Below are 24,645 nucleotides of genomic sequence, written 5' to 3'. Positions count from 1 at the left end.
CGCGCTGATTGCAACATGATTGGATCGATGCAATCAATCCGGTTTATTTCTCAATGAATTTTTTTGCCTGGATCGCGCGGCGCGGCCCGCAGATCTTTGTCGCCGCCGGCCTTTTTGCGTGTATTTCCTGGCTGCTGAATGCCACTTTCGTATTTTGGCCGAGTTGGTTTTCGGGCAATGGATTGGTCCTGGCGCTTGTTTACGGCCCCGGCCCTGACATACTCGCCTATCTGGGTCTCGGTGTGTCTCTCGCTGTCACCGTTACCTTCTCGGCCTGGATTTACGGCGCAGCAAAGCTCCTGCGACGTCGGAACGTCAACTTCAGCCCCACGCCTTGGGTCGCTTGTCTGAGCATCTACGCGCCGGTACTGAGGTACATCATGCCGACCTTCGCACTCAGCCAGCTAGCCCTACATACACACAGCGCAGACGAGCAGCCGTCGAAAACACTCTATCGGCTGGGTGCAACAACCGGCGCACTTTTCTCCTTACGCATCCTTCTGACGAGCGCAACAGAACCAGGGTTGGAGGCGTCCCTTCCCGCCTCTATTTCCCTCGCCATCGAGTTCGCCGCATTCGTGACGCAGTTCGCCTTCTTCGTGACGGCCATCCTTTTCATGCGGCGCATGCAGCGCCTGCAGCTCGTCATGCTCGCCGAGGGGCCGGTCGCCTAAAACTCCAGCCCCGCCGCGACCCGGTTTTCGATTCGAAGCGCCAACCCCTGGATCTTGGCCATCAGCACGTCGAAATCGATGGGCTTGGTCATGTAGTTGTCGGCGCCGGCGCGCATGCCTTCGAGCATCTTTTCCCGGTCGGCGAGCGCGGTCAGGAAGATGAAAGGCATATTGGAGAATTGCGGGTAATTGATCTGCAATTCCGCCAGAAGCTCGGCGCCGTCCATCTCCGGCATGGTGATGTCGGAGATGACGATATCGGGCCGGTGGCGCAGGATCAGTTCCAGCCCTTCCTTGCCGTTGGAGGCCTGAAGCACGCGCAGGCCTGCGTCTTCCAACTCCTCGGTGATCAATTCGCGGACGTCCATTTCGTCTTCGACGCAGAGAATGGTGATCATGCCGATATCCTTTCTTCTTGCTGGGCCGGGCGGATGGGCGCGCTTGCGCGGTCCGCCTGCGGCTTGGTTGCGGGTCCATGCACGGGCAGGATGAGGGTGAAGGTCGACCCGTCGCCCCGCTCGCTTTCGACCCTGATGTCCCCCTCATGCAGATCGACGATCTGCTTGACGAGGTTGAGCCCTATCCCCGTTCCGGCGATGCCCGTGGAGGTGCGGGCGCGAAAATAGAGCGAGAACATTTTCGGCAGGTCGTCGGGGTCGATGCCGACGCCATGATCGCGGAAGGAGATCACGGCGTAATCGCCTTCGTCCCAGCCGGTGATCTCGATGTCGGGGGCGTGCGGCGAGTATTTCACCGCGTTCGACAGCAGATTTGTGATCGCCTGGCCAATGCCGAGCGGATCGCAGCGGATCTTGTCGGGCAGGAATTGCAGGTCGACATGGAAACGATGGCGCTTGGAGAATTCGCGCTGACGCTCCACCGCCTGTTCGATTAGCGTCTTGATCGAGCAGTCGGCGAGATTGAGCTCGATCTTGCCCGTGGTCATGCGGCCGGCCGACAGGAAGCTCTCCATCAATTCCACCATGCGCGCCACGGAGGCGCGGATCTGGCCGGTTTTTTCGGCGAGGAACTCCTGATTGACCGCACCCCTCTTGCGGATGAGCCGCTGGGCGGCGCCGTCGATGATGGCGAGCGGGGTGCGGAATTCGTGGCTGGTCATCGAGACGAACTGACGCTGCAGCGCATTGATCTGTTTCTCGTGGTTGAGCGCCACTTCGAGCGCATGCGCCTGCGCCTCGATCTCCAGCGTGCGCTCACGGACCTGGTCTTCCAACTGGTCGCGATGGCGGATGAGTTCGATCTCCGCCTGCTTGCGCACGGTGATGTCGGTGTAGCTGAGAATATAGCCGCCGGCCGCGAGCGGCTCGGCCCTGACCGAGAGAACCCGTCCATGGGCGCTGACCCGCTCGAAACTGTGCGGCAGGAACAGCCGGGCGTGGTTGACCCGCTCCAGCACGAGCGCGTCGATGTCGCCGTCGCCATATTCGCCGCGTTCGGCATTGATGCGGATGAGGTTTTCGAAGCTTGCGCCGGGCGGAAAGGCGTCGGGCGACACATCGAGCAGATCATAGAGATGCCGGTTGGCGATCATCAGATCGAGACGATGATCGAAGACGGCGATGCCGCCCGGGAAAGCCTCGAAGGCGGCTTGCAGAATGCCGAGCATCTTGCGCTGTTCTTCGGTCGTGTCGAACACGACTTCGGCGAGGCATTCCCCCTTTTCGCCCCTGAGAGAGATGACCTTGACGGTGACGCGGTACTGGCTGCCGTCGCGGCGGGCGTGGAAGGTCTCGAAGGTCACGAATTTCTCGCGCCCCGAAATCACCGGATTGATCAGAATGCGATATTCGTCGAGCGTCAGATCGGGCTTGAGCGACACCGGCGTCATCCGGATCAACTGGTCTTCGCGGTAACCGGTCTTGATCGTCGCCGTGCCGTTGGCGCGGAAGATCTCCAGCATGTCCGGATCGATGAGGTAGATTTCGTCGGTCGAGATCTCGACGAGATCGGCGAACTGGTGGTCGGCGTCGGCGCGGCGGCGAGACAGAACGATGTCGGCGAGATCGCAGATCAGCAGCCGCAGCACCGCCATCCGCTCCTCGTCCATGCGGCGGCGGCTCTTGCCGAGGAACAGCACCGAGCCGAAAATCGCCCCCGAACTGCGGTCGATCAACGGCAGGAGATAGGATCGCGCCCGATCTTCCGCGCAGAGCGGCTGGGCCTGGCCCGACTGGGGGTCGTATTCCAGGGGAATGGTGCACCAGTCGGCCTGGGTGTGATAAAGCAGCTTATGCCGGCCGCCATAAGGCGTTTCGTTGAAGATGGCGGCGCAGGGCCCGAGATCGAATTCGCGCGTGGCGATGATCTCGTTGAGCACGCCGGAGAGAACCTCGTCGCGGCTCTTGTCGCTCAGCGTCCAGCGCAGCATGGCGCGGGTGGCGACGAGACCCCAGATGGGCATTGCATTCCAGACTGCCTGCGGCATATGGGGATTCCCCCTGAAATGGCTTGGAGGATCAGATTAGGTCATGCCCGCTAATGAAGCTTGCAAGGCTGTGTTAAAACTTTAGCGAGGCCTGGTATTTCGCGCTTTCCGAGCATGCCGCCAAGCGCAATTCAGGCATGACAAGCGCCGCGGAACTTGCTAGGTCCGGCGCGACAACTCCCCATCCGCCCGCGAAAGCGAAAGACACCATGCCCGATCTTCTTCTTGAACTCCGCTCCGAGGAAATTCCCGCCAGCATGCAGCGCAAGGCCGCGGGCGATCTGAAAAAGCTGCTCACGGATGCGCTGGTCGAAGCGGGCCTCACTTATGAAGGCGCGCGGGAATACTGGACGCCGCGCCGGCTGACGCTGGACATTCGCGGGCTCACCGCCCGCTCCGCCGACCAGCATGAGGAGCGCAAGGGACCGAGCACGAAGGCGCCGCAGGCCGCCATCGATGGCTTTCTGCGTTCGGCGGGCCTTTCTTCTATCGATCAGGCTCAGGTGAAATCGGACCCGAAGAAGGGCGATTTCTATGTGGCGACGATCCACAAGCATGGGCGCGCCGCCGAAGAGATCATCACCGAGGTGATGCCCGGCATCATCCGCAATTTCCCCTGGCCGAAGAGCATGCGCTCGGGCGTCGCCTCGGCCAAGCCGGGTTCGCTGCGCTGGGTGCGGCCGCTGCAATCGATCGTCTGCACTTTCGGACCCGAGCATGACGAGCCGGTGGTGATCCCCTTCGAAGTCGACGGCATCACCGCCTCCAACGTGACCTATGGCCACCGCTTCCATGCCCCCGAGGCGATCACCGTCAAGCGCTTTTCGGATTACGTCTCCGCGCTCGAAAAGGCCAAGGTCATTCTCGACGCCGATCGCCGCAAGGAAATCATCCTGGCCGACGCTAAAAACATCACCTTCGCCTCCGGGCTCGATCTCGTCGAGGACGAAGGGCTGCTCGAGGAAGTCTCCGGCCTGGTGGAATATCCGCATGTGCTGATGGGCAGCTTCGAAGAGGATTATCTGAAGATCCCTGCCGAAATCATCCGGCTGACCATCAAGACCAATCAGAAATGTTTCGTCACCCGCCTGCACGGCCAGGAGGCGCTGTCGAACCATTTCATCCTGATCTCCAATATCGAGGCCAAGGACGGCGGCGCCGAGATCATTCACGGCAATGGCAAGGTCGTGCGCGCGCGCCTGTCGGACGCGGCGCATTTCTACAAGCGCGACCAGGGCGACCTGCCCGATCTCGATACGCTGAAGGCTTCGGCGGCGAAATTCGGCCTCGATCTTTCCAAGCCGCTCGACCAGCGCATGGCCAAACTCGACCATCTCAATGTGACCTTCCACGCCAAGCTGGGCAGCCAGGGCGAGCGCGTGACGCGCATCCGCGCGCTGGCGGCCAAGCTCGCTGAGGTCACCGGCGCCGATCCCATTCTCGTTGACCGCGCCGCAGTGCTTGCGAAAGCCGACTTGCGCACCGAAGCGGTGGGCGAATTCCCCGAACTGCAGGGCATCATGGGCCGCAAATATGCGGCGCTGCAGGGCGAGGATGCAGCGGTCGCCACCGCCATCGAGGATCACTACAAGCCGCAAGGCCCCTCAGACCGCGTGCCGACCGACAAGGTGGCTGCGACCGTGGCGCTGGCCGACAAGCTGGATACGCTGATGGGCTTCTGGGCAATCGACGAAAAGCCGACGGGCTCGAAGGACCCCTATGCGCTGCGTCGCGCGGCGCTGGGCGTGATCCGGATTATTCTGGAGAACAATGTTCGCCTCAGACTGTTAAGCGTGGCTTCCGACCGCGACCTCCTCTCCTTCTTCCACGATCGCCTGAAAGTCTATCTCAAGGACGCCGGCCGCCGTCACGACATCGTCGATGCGGTGCTCTCCGAAGACGCCGACGATCTCCTGACCATCGTGCGCCGCACCGAAGCCTTGTCGGCCTTGATCGGCACCGAGGACGGAAAGAACCTGCTGGCGGGAACCAAGCGCGCCACGCAGCTGCTGGCCGCCGAGGAGAAGAAGGGAACGAAGGCCGCCGAACGGATCGATCTCAGCCTGCTGAAACTGCCGGCGGAGACCGCGCTGCATCAGGCGATCGTCAACGCCAGCCAGAGCGCTGCCCAGGCCGTGGCGCGCGAGGATTTCGCCGCCGCCATGGAAGCGCTGTCCAAGCTCCGCGGCCCCGTGGACGCCTTCTTCACCGACGTGCTCGTGAATGACGAGAACCCTGACATCCGCGCCAATCGCCTGGCGCTTCTGGCCGCCATCCGCAGCGCCACTGGCACGGTGGCGGATTTCAGCAAGATCGCCGGGTAAGAGGGCATAGCCGCAAAAACGAAACCGGCCGCTTTCGCGGCCGGTTTCGTATGTGGGCGCCGCGGTTCACGCCGCCTGTTTGTGATGCGCGCCCGCATTGGGGTGGACGCGGAAGGCGCTGATCAGTTTGACCAGCTCTTCGGTGTCGTCTGCCAGCACCTGGGCGGAGGCGGTGGTCTCTTCGGCCATCGCGGCGTTCTGCTGGGTGGCGAGATCCAGCTGGTTGACCGAACTCGCGATGCTTTTCAGCGTCGCATCCTGTTCCTGGGCGCTGTGGGCGATCTTGTCGACGATGGCGTTGGCGGCGGCGATCTGTCCGGAAATACGCTTGAGCGCCTCCCCCGCCTGACCGACGAGATCCACGCCTTCGGCGACCTGGGTCGAGGAACGCGAAATCTGCTCCTTGATCTCCTTGGCCGCGGCGGCGGAGCGCTGGGCGAGCTCGCGCACCTCCTGCGCCACGACCGCGAAGCCCTTGCCGCTTTCGCCGGCGCGGGCCGCCTCGACGCCGGCGTTCAGCGCCAAGAGATTGGTCTGGAAGGCGATCTCGTCGATGACGCCGATGATCTTGGTGATTTCGCTCGAGGATTTTTCGATGCCGCTCATGGCGTCGATGGCGCGGGCGACGATCTGGTCTGAACTGTTGGCGTCGGAACTGACCGTCGAGACGCGATTGGCGGCCTCGCGCGCGCCTTCCGCCGTCTGGCGGACGGTGACCGACAATTCGTCGATCGCCGCGGACGTCTCTTCGAGATTGGCGGCCTGACGCTCGGTGCGGAGCGCAAGCTCGCCGGAGGCGCGACGGATCTCGTCCTTCGACGCCCCGATGTCCGAGCTCTTGCGATTGACCTTCGACATCGCCCCTTCGAGCTTGGACAAGGATCTGTTGAGGTTGAGCCTGAGCGAATCGTATTTGGCGCCGAGATCGCCGCAGCGGACCGTCAGATCGCCGGTCGCCAATTGCTCCATCGTGTCGCCGATCTCATAGATCACCCGCTGCAGCGCCTCGGCCTCCTGATGCTCGCGCTCGACATTGGCCTCACGTTCGGCGGCGAGTTCCTGCTGCTGGCGCGCCTCGCGCTCGGCGAGGTCGTGGCGCTCACGGATCTTGGTCTGCAGCGCCGCCGTCGCCTGCGCCATCATGCCGATTTCGTTGGAGAGGCCGGCGTGAGGCACGGAAATGGCGGTGTTTTCGTCAGCTACTTCGCCGAGGGCCTTTCGAACCTCTTCGAGGGGTTTGGTGATAGACCGCATGATGACATAGGCCAGCGCCGCGCCGAGCGCGAAAATTGCCAGCATGACGCCGACCGCCTTGGCGATCATGGCGTTCACCTGTGCGTCGAGATCGTCGACATAAAGACCGGTGACGACGACCAGCTTCCAGGGCTCGAAGGCGAGCGCATAGGCGCTCTTGCGGAAGAAGGCGTCCTTTGGCTCGCCGGGCTTGGACGCATCGAAATCGGTGCGCCCGCCGCCCGCCTGGCCCAGCTTCAGCAGTTCCTCTCGGTAGAGCTTGCCCTTGGGATCCGGCTTGCCGCGCAGATTCTTGCCGACCTTGTCCTTGTCGTAATGGAAGGCCATGTTGAGATCGTAGTCATAGGCGAAGAAATATCCGTCGGGCGAATATTTCATGCCGTTGACGATCTGATAGGCCTGGGCGCGGGCCTCTTCTTCCGTCAATTCCCCGGCGAGTTGGCGCTCGTGGAACTGCTTGAGAATGGAGACGGCGGACTCCGTCTCGGTCCGCAGCATTTCATAGCGTTCATGATAGACGGCGTCTGCGGCGGCGCGGATCTCGAAGGTCACCGCCACGGCGAACGCCGCCATCAGCGCGAAAACCAGCAGGTAGAGTTTATGCGCAATCTTCAGGTTGATCATCAGGCCCCCTCGGCGTCCCAAACCGCGCGGAAACAGGACGGTCTCCGGCGTTTGTCCCCAAATTTAGGGGATTACGCTTAAGCATCCCCTAACTTTAGCGCGCCGATCACCGAATTCCCGCGCGTCGCTCAACGCTCGGCCTTGGCCCGACCTTTCAGAACCGCGGCCGGAATCAACTCCGTCCGCAATCGGAGCCGCGGCGCATTCCGGGCGAACCGCGCCAAATCGACGCCCGCGTCCAGCGCGGCGAGCAAATCGCGCTTCTGCACCAGAAGACCGTATTCGAATGGCTTGCCTGGTTGCGCGATGCGCCGGAACCAGGGTTGACGATGGCGACGCGAGGCCGAAAACCGGGCCGCCTTTCCGCCGATCGCGGCATATTCCAGCACTTCCTCAACCCAACCATTTTGCGGCCGGGCGCCGGGTTCGAGGAAGAGCAACCACTCGCCTCGCGCGCGACGCACGGTGTCGGAAAGCGTCCAGCTCTGCAGATATTTGCAGCCCGCGGCGTCGGCGAGCCGGGCGGTGCCATCCTGCGACCCCCTGTCGAGCACGATGACTTCGCTGACGACGCCGTCGACCGCGCCCGAAACGAGCACGGAGAGGGTATAGGCGAGCTCTGGCTCGCTGTTCTCGCATTCCAACATCACCGTCAGCATGGCCTAGCTTTACCGAAAGCCGCGCGCGATTGCCAGCCGCATTTTGTTCTTGCATTGTTCTCCTTTTCACGATAGGAAAATTGTCATCAGGCGGTCAGCTGACCGCGCCGGAGAAGCCCAATGATCAATCTGTCCCTTTCGCGGCAGGCTGCCTTCCAGCCTGCCAACACGGCGGAGCTTGCCGATGGACTGCTCAAGGAAAGCGGTGTGAGGATCGACATCGACCGCCGTCGCGGCCGCGGCGCGGGCCTCAATCCGGCGGGCCGTTTCGAGTCGAAGGAGCGCGAGGCGCTGGACGACGGCTGGCAGACGCTCGAAAGCCTGGAGCCGTTCCGCACCGAGGTTCAGGTCGAGAAGCCGCGCAGCATCATCACGCGCAACGACAGCCCCGACGTGCCGTTCGACCGCTCGATCAATCCCTATCGGGGCTGCGAGCATGGCTGCGTCTATTGCTTCGCCCGGCCGAGCCACGACTATATGGGCCTGTCGGCGGGCCTTGATTTCGAGGCCAAACTCTTCGCCAAGCCGGATGCGGCGCGGCTTCTCGAACGGGAGCTGTCGAAGCCCGGCTACAAACCGAAGACGATCGCCATCGGCACCAATACCGACCCCTATCAGCCGATCGAAAAGGAATGGCGCATCATGCGGCAGATCCTCGAAGTCCTGTCGACGGCCAATCATCCGGTCTCGATCGTGACCAAGTCGGCCTTGGTGATGCGCGATATCGACCTGCTGTCGAAGATGGCCGAAAAGGGCTTGGCGAAAGTCGCGCTGTCGGTGACGACGCTCGATCGCAAGCTCGCCCGGCTGATGGAGCCGCGCGCCTCGACCCCGACGCGGCGACTGGAGGCGATCCGGGCCTTGACCGAAGCGGGCGTTCCCACAGCCGTGCTGGCCGCGCCGATGATCCCGGCGCTCAACGATCACGAACTCGAACGCATTCTCGACGCCGCGGCCGCCGCCGGGGCCAGGGAAGCCAATTACATCCTGCTGCGCCTGCCCTTCGAAGTCAGCCCGTTGTTTCGCGATTGGCTGCTGCGCAACTATCCGGATCGCTACCGGCACGTGATGAACCTGGTGCGCTCCATGCGCGGCGGAAAGGACTACGACGCCGAATTCGGCAAACGCATGAAGGGCGCCGGTCCCTATGCCTGGCAACTGCATCGGAGGTTCGAACTCGCCGCCAAGAAGCTCGATCTCAGGCGGCGCGGCATTCAGCTGAACACCGATCTCTTCGTGCCTCCGTCCGGCTATGGGGTGCAACTGAGCCTCCTCTAGTTCTCAGTATCGGATGCTGGGCCCGGCATGTCCCTGAAGCCGGACCCAGCGTCGACCAGCGCCCTCCGTCGAACCGCAACGACGGATGGCGCCCGCAAGCATCCCGGGCCGCCGCCCTCGATCCGGGACTTGCGGGGAATCGGCGGGATATGCCACAAACCCCGCATGACGCGTCCCGCCGATTCCCTACCTTTCTTGTTTGAAGACGTCGCCCCGACTTTCGCGATCGAGGAAGCGTTGATGCGCGACGGCTACGACCGCATCGTCGGCCTCGACGAGGTCGGCCGCGGACCGCTCGCGGGACCCGTGGTCGCTTGCGCGGTTGTGCTCGACCGCGCCCGTATTCCGACCGGCCTGAACGACTCCAAACAACTCTCGCTCTCCGAACGCGAGAGGCTCTATGCGGAGATCCTGGGAAGCGCCGAGGTCGCCATCGCCTCGGTCAGCGCCTTGGGAATCGACCGGACGGACATTCGCAAGGCGAGCCTCGAAGCCATGCGGCGGGCGACCCTTTCTCTGTACAGGCGGCCCGATTTCGCAGTCATCGACGGCCGCGACGTTCCCCCCGGCCTGCCCTGCCCCGGCAAGGCCTTCGTCAAGGGCGATTCCCGCTCGGTCTCGATCGCCGCGGCGTCGATCGTCGCCAAAGTCACCCGCGACCGGATGATGGAGGCGGCGGCGCATTCTCATCCGGGCTACGGCTTCGAGAAGCATGCGGGCTACGCCACCGTCGTGCACCGCCGCGCCATCATCGAACTCGGCCCCTGCCCCCTCCACCGCATGAGCTTTCGCCCGCTGCGGAAGGACTAGTTCTTGTCGCGGGATGGATTGCCGCGGGGACACTATTTCAGCTACATCATTATCGTCCGGCGCCCGCTCGCGCGGGAGAATCGGGAAGCCGGTGCGAAACCGGCGCGCGCCCAGCGCTGTAAGGCGGATGCCGCTTCGAGACGCCACTGGGAGACCGGGAAGGCGAAGCGGCAGATGAAACCGAGCCAGAAGACCGACCGGACGACATAGCCCGACGCGCGAGGACGGCGCAGCGGGCACGCCAGACGCAGGGGGTAACATGCTTGGCGCCGCTCATCGCGACCTCACGGCCGTGGGTCCGTTTTCCGATGCCGACAAAGACGCGGTCTACCGCGCCATCCATACGCGGCGCGACGTCCGCAACGAGTTTCTTGCCGATCCGATCGATACGACGCTGCTCGACCGACTGCTGGCGGCTGCCCATGCCGCCCCTTCGGTGGGGCTGACACAGCCGTGGAATTTCATCCTGATCCGCGAGGAAGCCAATCGCCGCGCCGTCCACCGATTGTTCGAGGAGGCCAACAACGAAGCCGCCGACCGGTTGGAGGGCGACGTCAAGAAGAAGTACCGGGCGCTCAAGCTGGAGGGGATACTCAAAGCCCCGCTCAACATCTGCATCACCTGCGACCGCAAGCGCGGCGGCGAGTTCGTGCTCGGCCGCACGCATCATCCCGACATGGACATCTATTCGACTGTCTGCGCAGTGCAAAATTTCTGGCTGGCCGCACGGGCGGAGGGCATCGGCGTCGGCTGGGTGAGCATCTTCGACCATCGCCGCCTGGCCGCGTTGCTGGGCATACCCGACAGCGTTGAAATCGTCGCCTATCTCTGCGTCGGCCATGTGTCGGAGCTCTACAGAAAGCCGGAACTCGAAACCAAGGGTTGGCGTGACCGGATGCCGCTCGACCGGCTCATCTTTTCGGAACGCTGGCCGGAGGAGTCGCATGTGTTGCGGCTCTATCGCGAAATTGCGATGAAACCGGTACCGCCCGCCTGAAACGCGACAGCGCCCATAAAAAACCCGCCTCGCGGCGGGTTCTTCAATCGAGGCTCCGAGACGCGCTCAGTTGAGCCGGGACTTCACTTCGCCCACCGCGTCGTTGAACAGCGCGTTGGAGAGCGAGGCGTCGGTCTTGCCGGCGATCAACTTTTCCGCAGCGGCGACCGCGAGGTCGACGGCGGCGGAACGAACAGCGGCCACAGCTTCGGCTTCCGCCTGCTTGATCTTCTGTTCGGACATCAGAGTGCGGCGAGCCACGTAATCGGCGGTCTTCTGCTTGGCCTCCTCGGCCAGAGCATCGGCTTCCCGCTTTGCGGCGGCGACGATTTCGGCGGCTTCCGCTTCGGCGGCGGCGCGCTTCTTCTGGTATTCGGCCAACAGGGCCTGCGCTTCGTCGCGCAGTTTTTTGGCCGAATTCAGTTCAGATGCGATCTTCTCCGCGCGCGAATCGAGCGCGCGGGTGACCATGCCGGGAACCTTGAGGTAAATGATCACCCCGAGGAAGATCAGAAGCGCGACTTGCGCCCAGATCTGCGCCCAAAATGTTGCATCCATTACGAGCCTCCTCAGCCTTTCACGGCGTTGACCGCGTCAGCGGCTTCGCCCGAGTTGACGGAAACGCCGGTGAGCCGGTTGACGATCTCCGCTGCGGCGTCCTGCGCCACGGTGGAGACTTCGCCCAGCGCAGTCGCCTTGATGGCGGCAATGCTGGCCTCTGCTTCCGAGATCTTCCTGGCGAGATCGGCTTCGAGCTGCTGGCGCTCGGCGTCCGACTTCACTTTGGCGGCGTCACGAGCTTCGGCTGCGATGCCCTGCGCCTTTGCGCGAGCTGCGGCGAGTTCCTGCTCGTATTTGGCGACTGCGGCGTCGGCTTCGTCCTTCATCCGCCGCGCCTCGGCGAGATCGCCGGCGATGCGGGCTTCACGGGTCTCGATGATCGAACCGATGCGAGGAGTAATCAGCTTCGACACCAGGAAATAGAAGGCGCCGAAGGTAACCGCCAGCCAGAGAAGCTGCGATGGATATTGGGTCGCGTCGAAGGGAGGGAACACATCGGCGTGGCCGGCGTCGTGCGGAACACCGGTTTCGGTGTGCACTTCGGCTTCCGTCGACTGCACTGCCCCTTCCACCGCCGTGGCGGACAGAACATAGGCTGTCGTCACAAACATTCCTTCCTCCAGGGCAAGGATACGGTATCAAAAAACGGGCCACGGCCGAACGCCATGGCCCGATGGTTTTTTGAGACGCCGATCAGCCGAAGAGAGCGAGAAGAGCGACGAGCAGCGAGAAGATGCCCAGAGCTTCCGTCACGGCGAAGCCGAAAATCAGGCGGCCGAACTGGCCGTCGGCTGCAGACGGGTTGCGAAGCGCGCCGGCGAGGTAGTTGCCGAAAATGTTGCCGAGGCCGAGGGCTGCGCCGCCCATTCCGAGGCAAGCGATACCGGCGCCGATGTACTTTGCTGCTTCAGCTTCCATTGTAGAACTCCTTCAGTGTTTTCGTTTGGTGGCTGTTAATCAGGAGCGCCGGTCAGTGTCAACCGACGCCGAACTCTACTCACGACCTTAGTGGCCCGGATGAACCGCGTCGTTGAGATACATGCAGGTCAGAACCGCAAACACATAGGCCTGCAGGAAGGCGACCAGGAATTCGAGACCGGTGAGACCGATGGTCATCAGCAGCGGCAGGATGGCGCCGACGATGCCGATCGGGCCGAGCACGCCGAGCGAGACCACGAAACCGGCGAAGACCTTGAGCGTGATGTGGCCGGCGAGCAGGTTCGCAAAGAGACGAACCGAGAGGCTGACGGGGCGCGACAGGAATGACACGACCTCGATCATGGTCACCAGGGGAACGACGAGCATCGGCACGCCCGACGGGACGAACAGACCGAAGAAGTGGAGGCCGTGCTTGTAGAGACCATAGAGCACCACGACCAGGATCACGAGCAGCGCCAGAGCGAAGGTGACGATGATCTGGCTGCCGACGGTGAAGAAGCCGGGCACCATGCCAAACAGGTTGGACACCAGCACGAACAGGAACAGCGAAAACACGAAGGGGAAGAACTTCATGCCTTCCTTACCCGTCGAGTCCTTCAGCATCTTGGCGACGAATTCATAGGCCAGTTCGGCGATCGACTGCATGCGGCCCGGCACGATGGCGCGCGGGGCGGACGCCCAGACGAAGAACAGCGTCGCAACGACGACTGTCAACACCATGAAGAGAGCGGAATTGGTAAAGTGAAAGCCGGTGCCGCCCACATTCTCCCAGAGCGGGACAATATGGAACTGATGGATCGGATCTACCTTATCGCTGGTCGCCACGTTTGTTCTCTCTCGTTTTCATCACGGCCGCGCCTCAGGGCTTCGGCCTCTTGTCCTTGTTGCGGGCTTCCCCGATCCTGTCCACCGGATGCGGCGCGGTCACCACGCCCACCACTCTGAGGACATTGAGGATGCCCGCGCAAAATCCCAGGAGCAGAAAAATGACCAACCCCCACGGCTTGGTGGGCAGGACCAGATCCAGAAGATAGCCCAGCATCGCGCCGACGATGACGGCCGCAATGAACTCAGAGGAGATTTTCAGCGCCTGCGAATAACCTTTCCGGTCATTGTCGCTGGCCGCTCTCGCTGCCTCCTCGGGGCTGCCTTGCGCGTGTCCCAACTCCTTGTGGAGTTTCTCCATGCGCGCTTCCAGACTGTCCTGGCGGTCGGTTTCCATTCTCGCCTCCTCACGGGCAGGGGCATTAACCCAGCATATCTGCTCGCGCAAGGCTGAAAATTGGCAAGTTCCAAACTGGAGACCCCCGCTCTCAAGCCGCGTGCACCATAGTTTCGACCTTTTTGGGAGTCAAGGCGAGCCCGCGCTCGGCATTCATGTATTTTTAACCTGAAAATTCAGGATGTTACAGACAAGTCAGCGGGTTTTGGAAACTTTGCGCGCAATTGCCGCGGCCCGAAAGCCTATCAGACCCAGCCGCCGCGATAGGTTCTGTAGAATATGTGAAGACCGATGCGGCTGACCCGCTTCATGGTGCGCGCCCAGTTCGGCCTGACATAGACGGCGTGATAATGGGTCGAATCGCCGACTTCCTTGAGGTAGATTTTGCCGGCCGTCACGGCGAGCGCCACTTCCTTGGCGGCCTCCAGGCGCGAACGCGACCAGATGATGTCCGGAATGCGATCACAGGCGAAGGAGAACTGGCAGCGATTGCGCCAGTCCTCGTTCTGATAGACCACGCCGCAGATCGTGTTGGGGAAAGCCGGGTTGCGCACCCGGTTGAGGACCACCTGCGCCACGGCGGCCTGCCCCTTGAGGGGCTCGGTGATGGCTTCGAAATAAATGGCCTCAGCCAGGCATTTCTGTTCCTTCTCGCTGAAGACGGTCGCCGGCAGCACGTTGGCCGCCCAGCCATGCGCTTCCTTTCCGGCGTCCGGAACGAAACGGTCGCCCTGAGGCTTGGCCAGAATGGAATCGAAGGGCGATTGTTCGGCGTAATCGGGTTCCGGATCGGCGTAGGCGGTGGCGAGGCTGTCGCCCTTTTCGTTGGTGATCAGGCTTGCCAGCATGGCGGGGACGCCATGGTCTTGCACGCGCGGCTTCACCTCATGAAAGGCGAGAGCGATCTCGATCTCCTTGCCCTTGATGGTGGGCTTCTGGAACAGCGTTACCCGCTCCTCCGTCAGTTCGGGCGCGAGGAGATGCGCCTGACGGTCGAGAATGCTGCCGGCGGTGAAACCTTGCGGGGGCCTGACGCGTTCAGACGCCAGGACCCTGCCCTTCTTGAGGCTGCGGGTTATGCGCGCCTCATCCGGCGTCTCGGGCTCTTCGCGCTTGTCGGACGACAGGGCGACCTTCTGGCCGCCGGCAAGCACGAGACCGCGATTGGCGGGATCGTAGGCGCGGCGATCGGCGTTCTTGAAGACGATTTCGGCGCTCTGGATCGAGCCGGCGCCGATGGGGGCCATGTAGCTGCGCCAGGATGCGGCGCCGGCCGGAGCGGAAACGAGGCCGGTCACATCGGCCTCCGCCGCAATGGTGGGGAAAAAAAGCAGGCCGGCGAGCGCGAAAACGCTAGGGCCCGCCCAGTCGGACGGAATGCGCGAACGGCGCGCGGCCAAGGAACGCTTCAACACGTGAACGCTACTCCACAGGAACTGGAAATCATTGGCCAGACAATGCGCTATTAACCTTGATGTTTGGTTAATCCCGGGATTTGTGGCCTTTGCGAGGCGCTGGGCTCTCCTCAAACGTAAACGGGCGGCTTCAAGCCGCCCGAAAAATTCCGTGATCCGGAGAGCAACCGATCGCCTAAACGGTCACATGAGCGCCCAATTCCACGACACGATTGGCCGGAAGCCGGAAATAATCCGATGGATCGGTTGCGGCGCTGGCGAGCGCGATGAACAGGCGATCCTGCCAGGAGGGCATGCCGGAATTCGCGTCGGGGATCAGTTTTCGCCGTCCGAGATAGAAGGACGTCGACATGATGTCGAATTTCAAGCCGGTTTTCCTGAGATGGGCGAGCGCCTGGGAGACGTTTTGCGTTTCCTGGAAGCCGAAACTCAGTTCCAGAAGCTGGAAATGTTCGGAAATCCGTTCGATTCGCCCGCGTTCCTCGATCGGTACGCGCGGTCGGTTCTGCGTCTTGATCGTCAGAATAATGTTCTGGCTGTGCAGAACATGATTGTGCTTGAGATTGTGCAGCAGCGCCGCAGGGGTCGAGGTGGGATCCGAAGTGAGGAAGATCGCCGTGCCCGGCACCTCGATCGGCCCATGCTCGCTCTTCTTCTCGAGCGATTTCACGAAGGTGCCGAGAGGAATATGGGTGCGACGCGTTTTCTCGAACAGGATTTTCGTGCCGCGACGCCATGTCCACATGATCACGACGAAGCAACCGGCGATCAGCACCGGCACATATCCCCCGTGATGCAGCTTGGTGAGGTTGGAGCCCAAAAAGATGGACTCGATGCACAGGAGCGGAGCGATGACGACGATCGCTTGCAGGCGCGACCATTTCCAGAAAGACCGCACGAAATTGTAGAGAAGGATGGTCGACACCACCATGTCGCCGGTGACCGCGATGCCATAGGCCACCGCCAGCGATTCCGACGACTTGAACATCAGCACCAGCGCCATGACCCCGAACATGAGGATAGTGTTGACAGCCGGAAGATAGATCTGGCCGGTATTGGTGTCGGAGGTGTGGTAGATCTCCATGCGCGGCAGGAAGCCGAGATGGATGGCCTGACGCGACAGCGAGAAGGCGCCGGTGATGACCGCCTGGCTGGCGATGATGGTGGCCACGGTTGCGAGAATAACGGCGGGAAGACGCAGATATTCCGGAAACATCAGGAAGAACGGATCGGACAGCCCTTCCGGATTTTGGAGCACATAGGCGCCTTGGCCGAGATAATTGAGCGTGAGAGCCGGAAAGATCAGACCGAACCATGCGAGACGGATGGGCGCGCGGCCGAAATGGCCGAGATCGGCGTAAAGCGCTTCGGCGCCGGTGACGGCGAGGAACACCGAACCAAGCACGATGAAGCCGACCAGGCCGCTATTGGCGAGAAACCAGACGCCGTAATAGGGGTTGAAGGCGGCGAGAATGCTGAGATCGTCGAATATGTGGTAGACGCCAATGCCGCCGAGGGTCAGGAACCAGAAGGCGGTGATCGGGCCGAAAAAGGCCGACACCGCGCCTGTGCCGCGCGATTGCACCGCAAACAGCAGGATCAGGATCACCACGGAAATCGGCACCACATAGGGATTGAGCGCCGGCGTTACGAATTTCAGCCCCTCGACGGCCGAGAGAACAGAAAGCGCCGGCGTGATCATGGCGTCGCCCAGAAACAGCGCCGCGCCGACGATGCCGATCAGCAGCAGGACGCTGGCCCGACGTTCGGACACCGCCTTGGTCACGAGAGACAGCAGCGACAGCGTTCCGCCCTCGCCGTCATTGTCCGCCTTCAACAGAAAAACGACATATTTGAGCGTGACGATCACCGTCAGGGCCCAGATGAACAGCGAGATCAGGCCGATGATCTCGATGCGGTCGACGCCGTCATGCGAGACGGGCCGCAGCGATTCGCGGAAGGCGTAGAGCGGCGACGTGCCGATATCGCCGTAGACAACGCCGACTGACCCCAGCGCCAGCGCCAGAAGCTTCTTTTGGGACATGGGGCCCGAGTGGCCGCCCGAATGCAGATGTGTGTCCGACATGGTCAGTTTCAGGCTTAAAGCCAGCCTTTCCAACGAAAGAAGAAGAAGGGGATCACTGCCGAGACGATCATCATGATGATCGCGGCTGGATAGCCCCACGTCCATTCCAGTTCGGGCATGAAACGAAAATTCATGCCATAGATTGAGGCGATCAGGGTCGGCGGCAAAAGCACCACCGATGCGATCGAAAAGATCTTGATGATGGCGTTCTGCTCGACATTGATCAATCCGAGCGACGCGTCGAGCAAGAAGGTGGTGTTCGACGATATGAATGCCGCATGTTCGGACAGCGTCTGCAGATCATGAACGACCGATTTGCACAGCGACCTGGCTTCGGCGTCGCCCTGGATGACCGGCGAGCCGGACAGAAACGTCATCAGCCGCGACAGAGAGGCCATGCTGTCACGCGCCTTGGAGATCAAGCGATGGTGATGACCGATTGCCGACAGAAGATTTTCGAGGAACCTGGGAGGGCGCCGCTTCACCGCCTGCTCGCCGTCGCCGAAAATGGCCAGCAGCAGCGCCTCGCCCTTCATTTCCGCCCGTTCCAGTATCTCCGCGGTCCGGTCGGAAATCGTCTCCATCAGCCTGATCAACACGGCGTGCGGCGCGCAATCGCCATTCGACATGCGACCAAGGGCGGCTGAAAACAGCTTGAAGGATTTCGGCTCGTCATAGCGCACCGTCACCAGATGCCGCTCGGTCAGCACGAAGGCGATGTCCGCCAGCTTCGGCGTCGCCGTATCGGCATGACAAAGCAGAGACGCCGTCATGTAAAGCGCCCCGCCTTCGGCGTAGAGACGGCTCGACGGTTCGATATCGTGCAGGTCCTCCCGCGTCGGAACCTCTATGCCGGTCAGGATCTGGGCGTAATGATCCTCTTCGCGCGTCGGATGAGCGAGATCGAGCCATACGACGTCGGCTGGAAGAGTCTGCAATTGCTGATCCACCGGCAGCACCATCGACTCACCGTTCGAACGGTAAGCAATGATCATGAGCGATAAGCTCCGGACATGGTCATTCCGCGCCCCGATGGCATTGGTCGCAATCGCCCCGCGCGCCTGCGAAATGGTCAAATGTGGTCACGCGGCAAAACCCCGCGTCCGTTCAGCGAGGTTGGTATCGCGCAAAACGCGCCTGTAATCAAGACATAACGAGCCCGCGGCCCCGCCGGGGCCGCACGCGTCCAGTTTCAAGTCAGACTGGATCTCATTCGAATATGATCGAGGGCGCGGCGCGGGCAAGCGGCTCATTGCTGAACAGTCTGGCGGCGATGGCGCCGGCGATCTCGCGATAGACCCGCGCATGCGGCCCATCCGGCTCGGTGACGACGACCGGCGCGCCGGCGTCGGATTTTTCGCGGATGGTCATCGCAAGCGGCACTTCGCCCAGGAAAGGCGCGCCGATCTTTTCCGCCTCCGCGCGCGCGCCGCCATGGCCGAAAATGTCATGCGTTGTTCCACAATTGGGGCAGATGAAATGGCTCATATTCTCGACGAGACCGATCAACGGCACTTCGACCTTCTTGAACATGTTGATCGCCTTGCGGGCGTCGAGAAGGGCGAGATCCTGCGGGGTGGAAACGATCACCGCGCCCGAGAGCGGCGCCTGCTGGGCGAGCGTCAGTTGCACGTCGCCGGTGCCGGGCGGCATGTCGATCACCAGCACGTCGAGGTCGCCCCAGGCGACTTCGCGCAACATCTGCAGAAGCGCGGACTGGATCATCGGTCCGCGCCAGATCATCGCCACGTCCTCGTCGACGAGAAAGCCCATCGACATCGCCTTGAGGCCGTAATTCTCCATCGGCTTGATCAGCCGACCATCGATCTGCTGCGGACGCCCGGACAGACCGAGCAGCCGCGGCACCGACGGACCATAAATATCGGCGTCGAGAATGCCGACCTTGTAGCCCAGCGCCTGCAGGCCGAGCGCGATGTTGACCGATGTCGTGGACTTGCCGACGCCGCCCTTGCCTGAGGCGACCGCTATCATGCTCTTGACGCCTGGAATGCTTTGCTTCGGCGCGGCGCCGCGCGGCGGATGCGGATGCGCGTGGCCCTGCTGAGGCGCGGGCTGCGGTCGTGGCGGCGTCGGCGATCCCGCCTTCTTGTCGGCCGTCAGCGCGGCGAAAGCGCCCTTCATGCCTGGCATCTCCTTGACGACGCGTTCCGCAGCCAGGCGCAACGGCTCGAGATCCTTGGCTTTGTCGGAGGGCACAGTGATGGAGAAATAGGCTTTGCCATCCGAGATGAACACCTCGGACACCATGCCGAGATCGACGATATTGCCCGTCATGTCCGGGCCCCGCACGCTTTTCAGTCGCTCGAGGACATCTTTGCTGGTCACATCGCTCATCACAGGCCCCTTGTCTCGGTTTGGCCTGTAGATAGTGGAACCGCAAGGGCGCGCCAACCCGGCTCGGGAGACAAATTTCCAGTTTGCCCTCCGCGTCACGACCATTGCCGGGATGCAGGTTCGTTGTCTGGCCCGAAACAAGTTCCGCCTTCCATGCCGGCGTCGCGAAATGCGGCGGCATGGAAGGCGGCTTGCCTTCGCGCATCCTTTTTTCGGATGCTTTTTTAAGTCCCCTCCGGACCTGACAATTGGAATGCACGAAGCGTGCCAGACACACAATCCGGTGAAAACCGCCGCGATCCATGAGAATGCCCGGCAGCGAAGCCGGCGCAGCGCTCCTGAAGAAGCAAAATCGGTGAAGGAAGACGAAAAAATAGGCGCCCAAGAAAGAACCCGCCCGGCAGGGCGCGGGCGGGTTTCTCTACATGGCGTCCCAGGACAAGCCCGGGAGGGGTATCGCCATGAAAACAATCGGTCGACATGCGCGTCGGCCGTGGTGACCGCGCGGGGCGCGACCGCGCATATTCATTCTTGGAAACTAAACCGTCGCTTGCGCGGCGTCATCCCCCAAATGGGGTATAAATGCGACGCGGAGATGAAGCGGGCGGACTGCCGAGGGCTAAATCAGGAGATAATGCCCATGCGAAGCGCTTTCGCGACGGCTTGTGTCCGATTGACGGTGTCGAGCTTTTTCGTCGCCCTGTTGAGGTAGTGGTTGACGGTGTGTTCCGACAAATTGAGAATGTTGGAAATTTCCATGCTGGTCTTGCCCGCCGCCGTCCAGGTCAGACAGTCGATCTCGCGCTGCGTCAGGTCTTCGCCGCCTTTGCGATCCTTGCGCGCCAATTGATAGAGGCGATCGAACACGCAGGTGGAAATCATATGGAGCTGCAGCATTTCCTGATTCGCGAAAGGCTCGCGCTCGCCGGAATAGCCGATGGCGCCGCGATCTCCGCCCGCGTCACAGACCGGAAAATAAGCGCCCCGGATCAGGCCGTACTGCTCGAACAGTTCGACCGCCCGATCGGTCTTACCGTCCCGTCGCTGCTGGTTGATGGCGTGGATGTCGTAGGAGAACGGCACCGTCGACGTGCGGATGTGGTTGAGCGCAGGGCTATCCGCCAGCAAGCCGTCGGCATCGTATTTCGCAATCAGTTCCGACGGCCAGCTGGTGATCACCGAGGCCGATTGCAACGCAACCGCCGTGGATGTCGGCACGCGCAGAACGATGAACGCTCTGGCGCCGAACATCTCGGTCGTCTTCTTTAGAAATCGCAGAATATCGAACTGCGTCGACAGTCCGGCTAACTCCGAGATCAGAGCTTGGTGGTTCACCGGTTTGGCTGTCTGTCGATCAAGCATCTATCAGTCTGTCATACCGTTTATCGGCCGGGGCTGAAGCCGCCACGCAAATTCGGAAAGAAACCTTCAGCTCGACGAGCTGACGCATTGCGAAGCATGTCCGCGAAAAACTCGCGCCACGACGGCGATCTCGCAAAACAGCCTGTGCGCCGTCCATGATTCGCTCCGCAATCGTTTACATAGCAGATATCTGCGCCAGCTGACCGAAAAAAGAACAAGTAACGGCATTTTGGCCGCACCGAAAGAGTTTCCACAGGATCGGTCTTAAAGCATAAAAATCCGCGATATTCCTAAAGTGTGATTTTTTCGGGAAGGGGTTTTCCCTCGGTCGCTTCAGGAATATACCACACCGCACAGTCCGGAGCCTGTGAGGGAGCGGCGCTCGGCGCCCAGAACGAAGAGAGGTGGACCCGTGGTCTCGCAATCCGCGCAGTTCGAGGATTTGCGCTCCGCCCGCGTGCTGATCACCGGCGGCGCATCCGGCATCGGCGCTGCGCTGGTCGCCGGCTTCGCGCGGCAGGGAGCGAAAGTCGCCTTCGTCGATATCGACGGCAAGGCGGCGGAAACGACGATAAAGTCCATGGACGCTCCGTACACGCCCCGGTTTCGGCCTGTCGACGTCTCCGACATCGAAGCGACGCGAGCCGCCGTCACCGACTTGATATCGACGCTCGACGGGCTCGACGTGCTGGTCAACAATGTCGGCTGGGACGATCGTCACGATGCGGAGCAGGTGACCGAGGCCTATTGGGACCGCAACATGTCGGTCAATCTGCGCGCCGCCTTCTTCATCTCGCAGACCTGCCTGCCCGCTCTGAAAAAGTCGGGTCGCGGCGCGATCATCAATTTCTCGTCCATCGCCTTTATGATGAACCTGCCGGATCTTCCCGTCTATCTCACGGCGAAATCCGGCATGATCGGCATGACCAAGGCGCTGGCCGGCCAGTTCGGCAAGGACAATGTCCGTGTCAACGCCATCTTGCCCGGCATGGTGCTGACCGAACGGCAGAAAGAACTGTGGATTTCCGACCAGGCCGAAGCCGCGCATCGCGATCGGCAATGCCTGAAATTTTCCCTGACCGCCGAAGACATGGTCGGACCATGCCTCTTTCTGGCGTCAGACAGCGCGCGGGCGATCACCGCGCAATCCTTGATCGTCGATGGAGGCTATTTCTGATGGTGAAACCGCAATTTGCAGCGGTCGACTGGGGCACGTCGAGTTTCCGCCTGTGGCTGATCGGCGAAAACGACGTCGTGATCGGCGAAAGCCGGTCGGGCGAAGGCATGACGACGGCCCGCGAGGCCGGCTTTGCCGAGGTGCTCGGCAAGCATCTCGACCATGTGCAGGCTCCGGCCGACATTCCGGTCATCGTCTGCGGCATGGCGGGCGCCAAGCAGGGCTGGGTGGAAGCGGGCTATCTCGATGCGCCGGCGCGACTGGCCGACATTGCCGAAGGCGCGATCCGAGTCGAGGGACAGGACCGCGACATCCGCATCCTGCCGGGGCTGGCCCAACGCGATCCCAACGCCGCAGACGTGATGCGCGGCGAGGAAACGCAGCTTCTAGGTTGCGCCCAGAGAATCAAGAACAGCGATTGCCTGGTCGCCATGCCCGGCACCCATTCCAAATGGGTGCGCGTGGTCAAGGGCGAAGTGCTGGGTTTCGCCACCTTCATGACAGGCGAACTGTTCCAGGCGATTTCGCAGCATACGATCCTGCAGCACGCCATCAAGGATTCGCCCGGCTTCGACGGCGCCAATCCGGCCTTCGTCAACGCCGTACATGCTGCTTTCAAGGAACCGGAACTGACGACGAACCGTCTCTTCTCGGTGAGAGCGCGCGGCCTGCTGTTCTCGCTCACCAATTTCGAGGCGGAGGCGACGCTGTCGGGCACGATGCTCGGCCTCGAACTCGCCGGCGCGCTGAAATCCGCGCCGAAGGACACGCCCGTGGTGCTGGTCGTCTCCGGCAAGCTGAGAGGTCTCTACGAAGCCGCCTTCCATCGCGTGGGCCTGCAATTTTCGACCGTGGACGCCGACGAGGCGGTGCGGGCCGGTCTGACCCAGGCGGCGCGCAGCCTGTGGTCCTTTTAAGAAAGAAGTGAAATGAGCCGTATTCCCTTTCCGGACATGAAATTTCCGCTGGTCGCCATTCTGCGCGGCCTGACGCCGACCGAGACGCCCGCGGCGATCGAGGCCCTGCTGAACGCCGGCTTCCGCGCCATCGAGATTCCGCTGAATTCGCCGGAGCCCTTCCGCTCGATCGAGATCGCGGCGAAAATGGCCCCCGCGGATGCGCTGATCGGCGCCGGCACCGTGCTGACCGAGGAAGACGTCGACCGTCTCGAAGACGCCGGCGGCCGCCTGTTCGTGAGCCCCAATGTCGACGCGCCCGTGCTCTCCCGCGCCGTATCGAAGGGAATGGTGACGCTTCCGGGCGTCTTCACCCCCACCGAGGCGCTGGCAGCCGCGAAGATCGGCGCGACGGGTCTGAAATTCTTCCCGGCCGGCGTGCTGGGCGCTGTCGGCATCAACGCCATCAAGGCGGTGCTGCCCAAGGATCTGCTGCTTGCGGCGGTCGGCGGGGTCTCCGACGAGAATTTCGGTGAATACGCCAAGATCGGCATCAAGGCCTTCGGCCTCGGCTCCAGCATCTACAAGGAGGGCATGGACGCCGCCGACATCGCCCGCCGCGCAAACACCACGATCGACGCCTATCGCCGCGTTTTCGGAGCCTGATCATGACGGATATTCAAGACTTCACGGGCAGAATCCTGTCGGACACGTCCGCCCTTCTCGGCGAAGGCCCGACCTTCGATCCGACCACCAACACCGCCTACTGGTTCTCGATCCTCGATTGCGAACTTCACGAACTGGCGCGCGACACCAACCAGTTGACCATCCACAAGCTGCCTTTCATGGCGAGCGTGCTGGCGCGCATCGACGACGAACGGCAGCTGATCGTCTCCGAAAACGGCCTTTATATTCGCGAGAAGGCGACGGGCGCATTGTCGCTGGTGACGCCGATCGAAAACGATATGCCGCATATGCGCTCGAACGACGGCCGCACGCATCCATCGGGCGCGCTTTGGTTCGGCACGATGACCAAGACCGGCGAAGGCCGCAAGGGCGCGGGCAAGATCTACCACGTCGCCGGCAGCACGGTGACGACGCTGTTCGAGGGCGTATCGATCCCCAACGGCATCTGCTTCTCGCCGGACGGAACGATCGGCTACTGGGTCGACACGATGGAGAACCGTTACATGCGCGTGGCGCTGGATGCGCTGACCGGCCTGCCGCTGGGCGAGGCCGACGTTTTCTCCGACGAAGCGGGCTTGGATGGCGGCATCGACGGCTCGGTCTGCGACGCCGAAGGCTATGTCTGGAATGCGCGCTGGGGCGTGGGCGAAGTGCGGCGTTACAGCCCCGCCGGCGAGGTCGTGGCGATCTACAAGGTCCCGGCCACGCAGACCACCTGCCCCGCCTTCATCGGCGCGGACGGCGACCGTCTGCTGGTGACCTCCGCCCGCGAAGGCATGTCGGCGGAGGAGCGAGCCGCAGATCCCAAGGCCGGCTTCACCTTCGATCTCGGCGTCAGCGTGAAGGGCGTCTTCGACGCTCCCTTCAAGCTCTGATCAC

23 protein-coding genes and 1 riboswitch are annotated in these 24,645 nt (G+C 62.3%); of the genes, 9 read left to right on the top strand and 14 right to left on the bottom strand.

Annotated features, from left to right (window positions below; all coding sequences use genetic code 11):
- The first annotated feature begins 8 nt into the window (after window positions 1-8).
- The gene (locus tag OCK01_RS12065) at window positions 9-674 is read left to right on the top strand and encodes a hypothetical protein (protein ID WP_263824116.1); all 666 of its coding nucleotides are present in this window, start codon (window positions 9-11) and stop codon (window positions 672-674) included.
- Here OCK01_RS12065 and OCK01_RS12060 read toward each other — a convergent pair.
- Together OCK01_RS12060 and OCK01_RS12055 are read right to left on the bottom strand one after the other, a co-directional pair.
- A complete protein-coding gene (locus OCK01_RS12060; protein WP_263824115.1) occupies window positions 671-1,072 on the bottom strand; it encodes a response regulator transcription factor in 402 nt (133 codons plus the stop codon). The two genes, OCK01_RS12065 and OCK01_RS12060, sit on opposite strands and share 4 nt — an antisense overlap.
- Window positions 1,069-3,120 (bottom strand): sensor histidine kinase, encoded by a 2,052-nt coding sequence (locus OCK01_RS12055; RefSeq protein ID WP_263824114.1) that lies wholly within the window; start codon window positions 3,118-3,120, stop codon window positions 1,069-1,071. Before OCK01_RS12055 ends, OCK01_RS12060 begins: the two co-directional genes overlap by 4 nt.
- 209 nt (window positions 3,121-3,329) lie before the next feature.
- On the opposite strand from OCK01_RS12055, the gene glyS reads away from it, so the two are divergent.
- Entirely contained in the window at window positions 3,330-5,444 is a 2,115-nt protein-coding gene (gene glyS / locus OCK01_RS12050; RefSeq protein ID WP_263824113.1) for a glycine--tRNA ligase subunit beta, read from the top strand.
- Between the two features lie 66 nt (window positions 5,445-5,510).
- On the opposite strand, the gene OCK01_RS12045 is transcribed toward glyS, so the two are convergent.
- Both OCK01_RS12045 and OCK01_RS12040 read right to left on the bottom strand, forming a co-directional pair.
- Window positions 5,511-7,322 carry a methyl-accepting chemotaxis protein gene (locus OCK01_RS12045; protein ID WP_263824112.1) on the bottom strand — a complete coding sequence of 604 codons (1,812 nt, stop codon included), beginning with the start codon at window positions 7,320-7,322 and terminating at the stop codon, window positions 5,511-5,513.
- 128 nt (window positions 7,323-7,450) lie between these two features.
- Complete coding sequence (locus OCK01_RS12040; RefSeq protein WP_263824111.1) at window positions 7,451-7,981, bottom strand: glycosyl transferase; 531 nt, start codon at window positions 7,979-7,981, stop codon at window positions 7,451-7,453.
- A 120-nt stretch (window positions 7,982-8,101) separates the two neighbouring features.
- On the opposite strand from OCK01_RS12040, the gene OCK01_RS12035 reads away from it, so the two are divergent.
- From OCK01_RS12035 to bluB, 3 genes are all read left to right on the top strand, one after another.
- Window positions 8,102-9,259: a PA0069 family radical SAM protein gene (locus OCK01_RS12035; protein WP_182827214.1), complete on the top strand. Its 1,158-nt coding sequence runs from the start codon at window positions 8,102-8,104 to the stop codon at window positions 9,257-9,259.
- Window positions 9,260-9,424: 165 nt separating this feature from the next.
- Entirely contained in the window at window positions 9,425-10,069 is a 645-nt protein-coding gene (locus OCK01_RS12030) for a ribonuclease HII (RefSeq protein WP_263824110.1), read from the top strand.
- A gap of 40 nt (window positions 10,070-10,109) precedes the next feature.
- A riboswitch (cobalamin riboswitch) is annotated at window positions 10,110-10,286 on the top strand.
- A 42-nt stretch (window positions 10,287-10,328) separates the two neighbouring features.
- Window positions 10,329-11,066, top strand: coding sequence for a 5,6-dimethylbenzimidazole synthase (bluB, locus tag OCK01_RS12025; protein WP_263824109.1), 738 nt, complete (start codon window positions 10,329-10,331; stop codon window positions 11,064-11,066).
- Between the two features lie 66 nt (window positions 11,067-11,132).
- On the opposite strand, the gene OCK01_RS12020 is transcribed toward bluB, so the two are convergent.
- From OCK01_RS12020 to OCK01_RS11975, 10 genes are all read right to left on the bottom strand, one after another.
- Complete coding sequence (locus OCK01_RS12020) at window positions 11,133-11,624, bottom strand: F0F1 ATP synthase subunit B (protein ID WP_263824108.1); 492 nt, start codon at window positions 11,622-11,624, stop codon at window positions 11,133-11,135.
- 11 nt (window positions 11,625-11,635) lie between these two features.
- On the bottom strand, window positions 11,636-12,238 hold the full coding sequence (locus OCK01_RS12015) for a F0F1 ATP synthase subunit B (RefSeq protein WP_182827216.1): 603 nt from the start codon (window positions 12,236-12,238) through the stop codon (window positions 11,636-11,638).
- Window positions 12,239-12,320: 82 nt separating this feature from the next.
- Window positions 12,321-12,545, bottom strand: coding sequence for a F0F1 ATP synthase subunit C (locus tag OCK01_RS12010; RefSeq protein WP_137156613.1), 225 nt, complete (start codon window positions 12,543-12,545; stop codon window positions 12,321-12,323).
- A gap of 87 nt (window positions 12,546-12,632) precedes the next feature.
- A complete protein-coding gene (locus OCK01_RS12005; RefSeq protein WP_182827217.1) occupies window positions 12,633-13,391 on the bottom strand; it encodes a F0F1 ATP synthase subunit A in 759 nt (252 codons plus the stop codon).
- Between the two features lie 34 nt (window positions 13,392-13,425).
- The gene (locus OCK01_RS12000) at window positions 13,426-13,788 is read right to left on the bottom strand and encodes an AtpZ/AtpI family protein (RefSeq protein WP_263824107.1); all 363 of its coding nucleotides are present in this window, start codon (window positions 13,786-13,788) and stop codon (window positions 13,426-13,428) included.
- A gap of 245 nt (window positions 13,789-14,033) precedes the next feature.
- A complete protein-coding gene (locus OCK01_RS11995; RefSeq protein ID WP_263824106.1) occupies window positions 14,034-15,203 on the bottom strand; it encodes a cell wall hydrolase in 1,170 nt (389 codons plus the stop codon).
- A 175-nt stretch (window positions 15,204-15,378) separates the two neighbouring features.
- Window positions 15,379-17,289, bottom strand: coding sequence for a potassium transporter Kup (locus OCK01_RS11990; RefSeq protein ID WP_412179004.1), 1,911 nt, complete (start codon window positions 17,287-17,289; stop codon window positions 15,379-15,381).
- 14 nt (window positions 17,290-17,303) lie between these two features.
- Window positions 17,304-18,284: a magnesium transporter CorA family protein gene (locus tag OCK01_RS11985; protein ID WP_263824105.1), complete on the bottom strand. Its 981-nt coding sequence runs from the start codon at window positions 18,282-18,284 to the stop codon at window positions 17,304-17,306.
- Between the two features lie 214 nt (window positions 18,285-18,498).
- Window positions 18,499-19,644 (bottom strand): iron-sulfur cluster carrier protein ApbC, encoded by a 1,146-nt coding sequence (gene apbC, locus OCK01_RS11980; protein ID WP_263824104.1) that lies wholly within the window; start codon window positions 19,642-19,644, stop codon window positions 18,499-18,501.
- Window positions 19,645-20,268: 624 nt separating this feature from the next.
- The gene (locus OCK01_RS11975) at window positions 20,269-21,006 is read right to left on the bottom strand and encodes a helix-turn-helix transcriptional regulator (protein ID WP_182827221.1); all 738 of its coding nucleotides are present in this window, start codon (window positions 21,004-21,006) and stop codon (window positions 20,269-20,271) included.
- A 412-nt stretch (window positions 21,007-21,418) separates the two neighbouring features.
- On the opposite strand from OCK01_RS11975, the gene OCK01_RS11970 reads away from it, so the two are divergent.
- Genes OCK01_RS11970 through OCK01_RS11955 form a run of 4 tightly spaced genes read left to right on the top strand, consistent with a single transcriptional unit; the run spans window position 21,419 to window position 24,641 of the window.
- Window positions 21,419-22,183 carry an SDR family NAD(P)-dependent oxidoreductase gene (locus OCK01_RS11970; RefSeq protein WP_263824103.1) on the top strand — a complete coding sequence of 255 codons (765 nt, stop codon included), beginning with the start codon at window positions 21,419-21,421 and terminating at the stop codon, window positions 22,181-22,183.
- Window positions 22,183-23,100, top strand: coding sequence for a 2-dehydro-3-deoxygalactonokinase (locus OCK01_RS11965; RefSeq protein WP_182827222.1), 918 nt, complete (start codon window positions 22,183-22,185; stop codon window positions 23,098-23,100). The genes OCK01_RS11970 and OCK01_RS11965 overlap by 1 nt, the downstream gene beginning before the upstream one ends.
- A 12-nt stretch (window positions 23,101-23,112) precedes the next feature.
- On the top strand, window positions 23,113-23,745 hold the full coding sequence (locus OCK01_RS11960; protein WP_263824102.1) for a 2-dehydro-3-deoxy-6-phosphogalactonate aldolase: 633 nt from the start codon (window positions 23,113-23,115) through the stop codon (window positions 23,743-23,745).
- 2 nt (window positions 23,746-23,747) lie between these two features.
- The gene (locus tag OCK01_RS11955; protein WP_263824101.1) at window positions 23,748-24,641 is read left to right on the top strand and encodes an SMP-30/gluconolactonase/LRE family protein; all 894 of its coding nucleotides are present in this window, start codon (window positions 23,748-23,750) and stop codon (window positions 24,639-24,641) included.
- The last annotated feature ends 4 nt before the right edge of the window (window positions 24,642-24,645 follow it).

This window comes from Rhizobium sp. TRM95796 (assembly GCF_025779995.1).
Classification (GTDB): Bacteria; Pseudomonadota; Alphaproteobacteria; order Rhizobiales; family Rhizobiaceae; genus Rhizobium_E.
The sequence above is the reverse complement of the archived record's forward strand: the minus strand, read 5'-3'. Positions and strand labels throughout refer to the sequence as shown.

Excerpts from the sequence above, each read along its gene's own strand:
- OCK01_RS11955 (WP_263824101.1), top strand. The coding sequence starts at position 23,748 with ATGACGGATATTCAAGACTTCACGGGCAGAATCCTGTCGGACACGTCC.
- OCK01_RS12040 (WP_263824111.1), bottom strand. The coding sequence starts at position 7,981 with ATGCTGACGGTGATGTTGGAATGCGAGAACAGCGAGCCAGAGCTCGCC.
- OCK01_RS12055 (WP_263824114.1), bottom strand. The coding sequence starts at position 3,120 with ATGCCGCAGGCAGTCTGGAATGCAATGCCCATCTGGGGTCTCGTCGCC.
- OCK01_RS12010 (WP_137156613.1), bottom strand. The coding sequence starts at position 12,545 with ATGGAAGCTGAAGCAGCAAAGTACATCGGCGCCGGTATCGCTTGCCTC.
- OCK01_RS12035 (WP_182827214.1), top strand. The coding sequence starts at position 8,102 with ATGATCAATCTGTCCCTTTCGCGGCAGGCTGCCTTCCAGCCTGCCAAC.
- OCK01_RS12015 (WP_182827216.1), bottom strand. The coding sequence starts at position 12,238 with ATGTTTGTGACGACAGCCTATGTTCTGTCCGCCACGGCGGTGGAAGGG.
- bluB (WP_263824109.1), top strand. The coding sequence starts at position 10,329 with ATGCTTGGCGCCGCTCATCGCGACCTCACGGCCGTGGGTCCGTTTTCC.
- OCK01_RS11965 (WP_182827222.1), top strand. The coding sequence starts at position 22,183 with ATGGTGAAACCGCAATTTGCAGCGGTCGACTGGGGCACGTCGAGTTTC.
- OCK01_RS12020 (WP_263824108.1), bottom strand. The coding sequence starts at position 11,624 with ATGGATGCAACATTTTGGGCGCAGATCTGGGCGCAAGTCGCGCTTCTG.
- OCK01_RS12060 (WP_263824115.1), bottom strand. The coding sequence starts at position 1,072 with ATGATCACCATTCTCTGCGTCGAAGACGAAATGGACGTCCGCGAATTG.
- OCK01_RS11990 (WP_412179004.1), bottom strand. The coding sequence starts at position 17,289 with ATGTCGGACACACATCTGCATTCGGGCGGCCACTCGGGCCCCATGTCC.
- OCK01_RS11960 (WP_263824102.1), top strand. The coding sequence starts at position 23,113 with ATGAGCCGTATTCCCTTTCCGGACATGAAATTTCCGCTGGTCGCCATT.
- OCK01_RS12030 (WP_263824110.1), top strand. The coding sequence starts at position 9,425 with ATGACGCGTCCCGCCGATTCCCTACCTTTCTTGTTTGAAGACGTCGCC.
- OCK01_RS12000 (WP_263824107.1), bottom strand. The coding sequence starts at position 13,788 with ATGGAAACCGACCGCCAGGACAGTCTGGAAGCGCGCATGGAGAAACTC.
- OCK01_RS12045 (WP_263824112.1), bottom strand. The coding sequence starts at position 7,322 with ATGATCAACCTGAAGATTGCGCATAAACTCTACCTGCTGGTTTTCGCG.
- apbC (WP_263824104.1), bottom strand. The coding sequence starts at position 19,644 with ATGAGCGATGTGACCAGCAAAGATGTCCTCGAGCGACTGAAAAGCGTG.
- OCK01_RS11975 (WP_182827221.1), bottom strand. The coding sequence starts at position 21,006 with ATGCTTGATCGACAGACAGCCAAACCGGTGAACCACCAAGCTCTGATC.
- OCK01_RS11985 (WP_263824105.1), bottom strand. The coding sequence starts at position 18,284 with ATGATCATTGCTTACCGTTCGAACGGTGAGTCGATGGTGCTGCCGGTG.
- glyS (WP_263824113.1), top strand. The coding sequence starts at position 3,330 with ATGCCCGATCTTCTTCTTGAACTCCGCTCCGAGGAAATTCCCGCCAGC.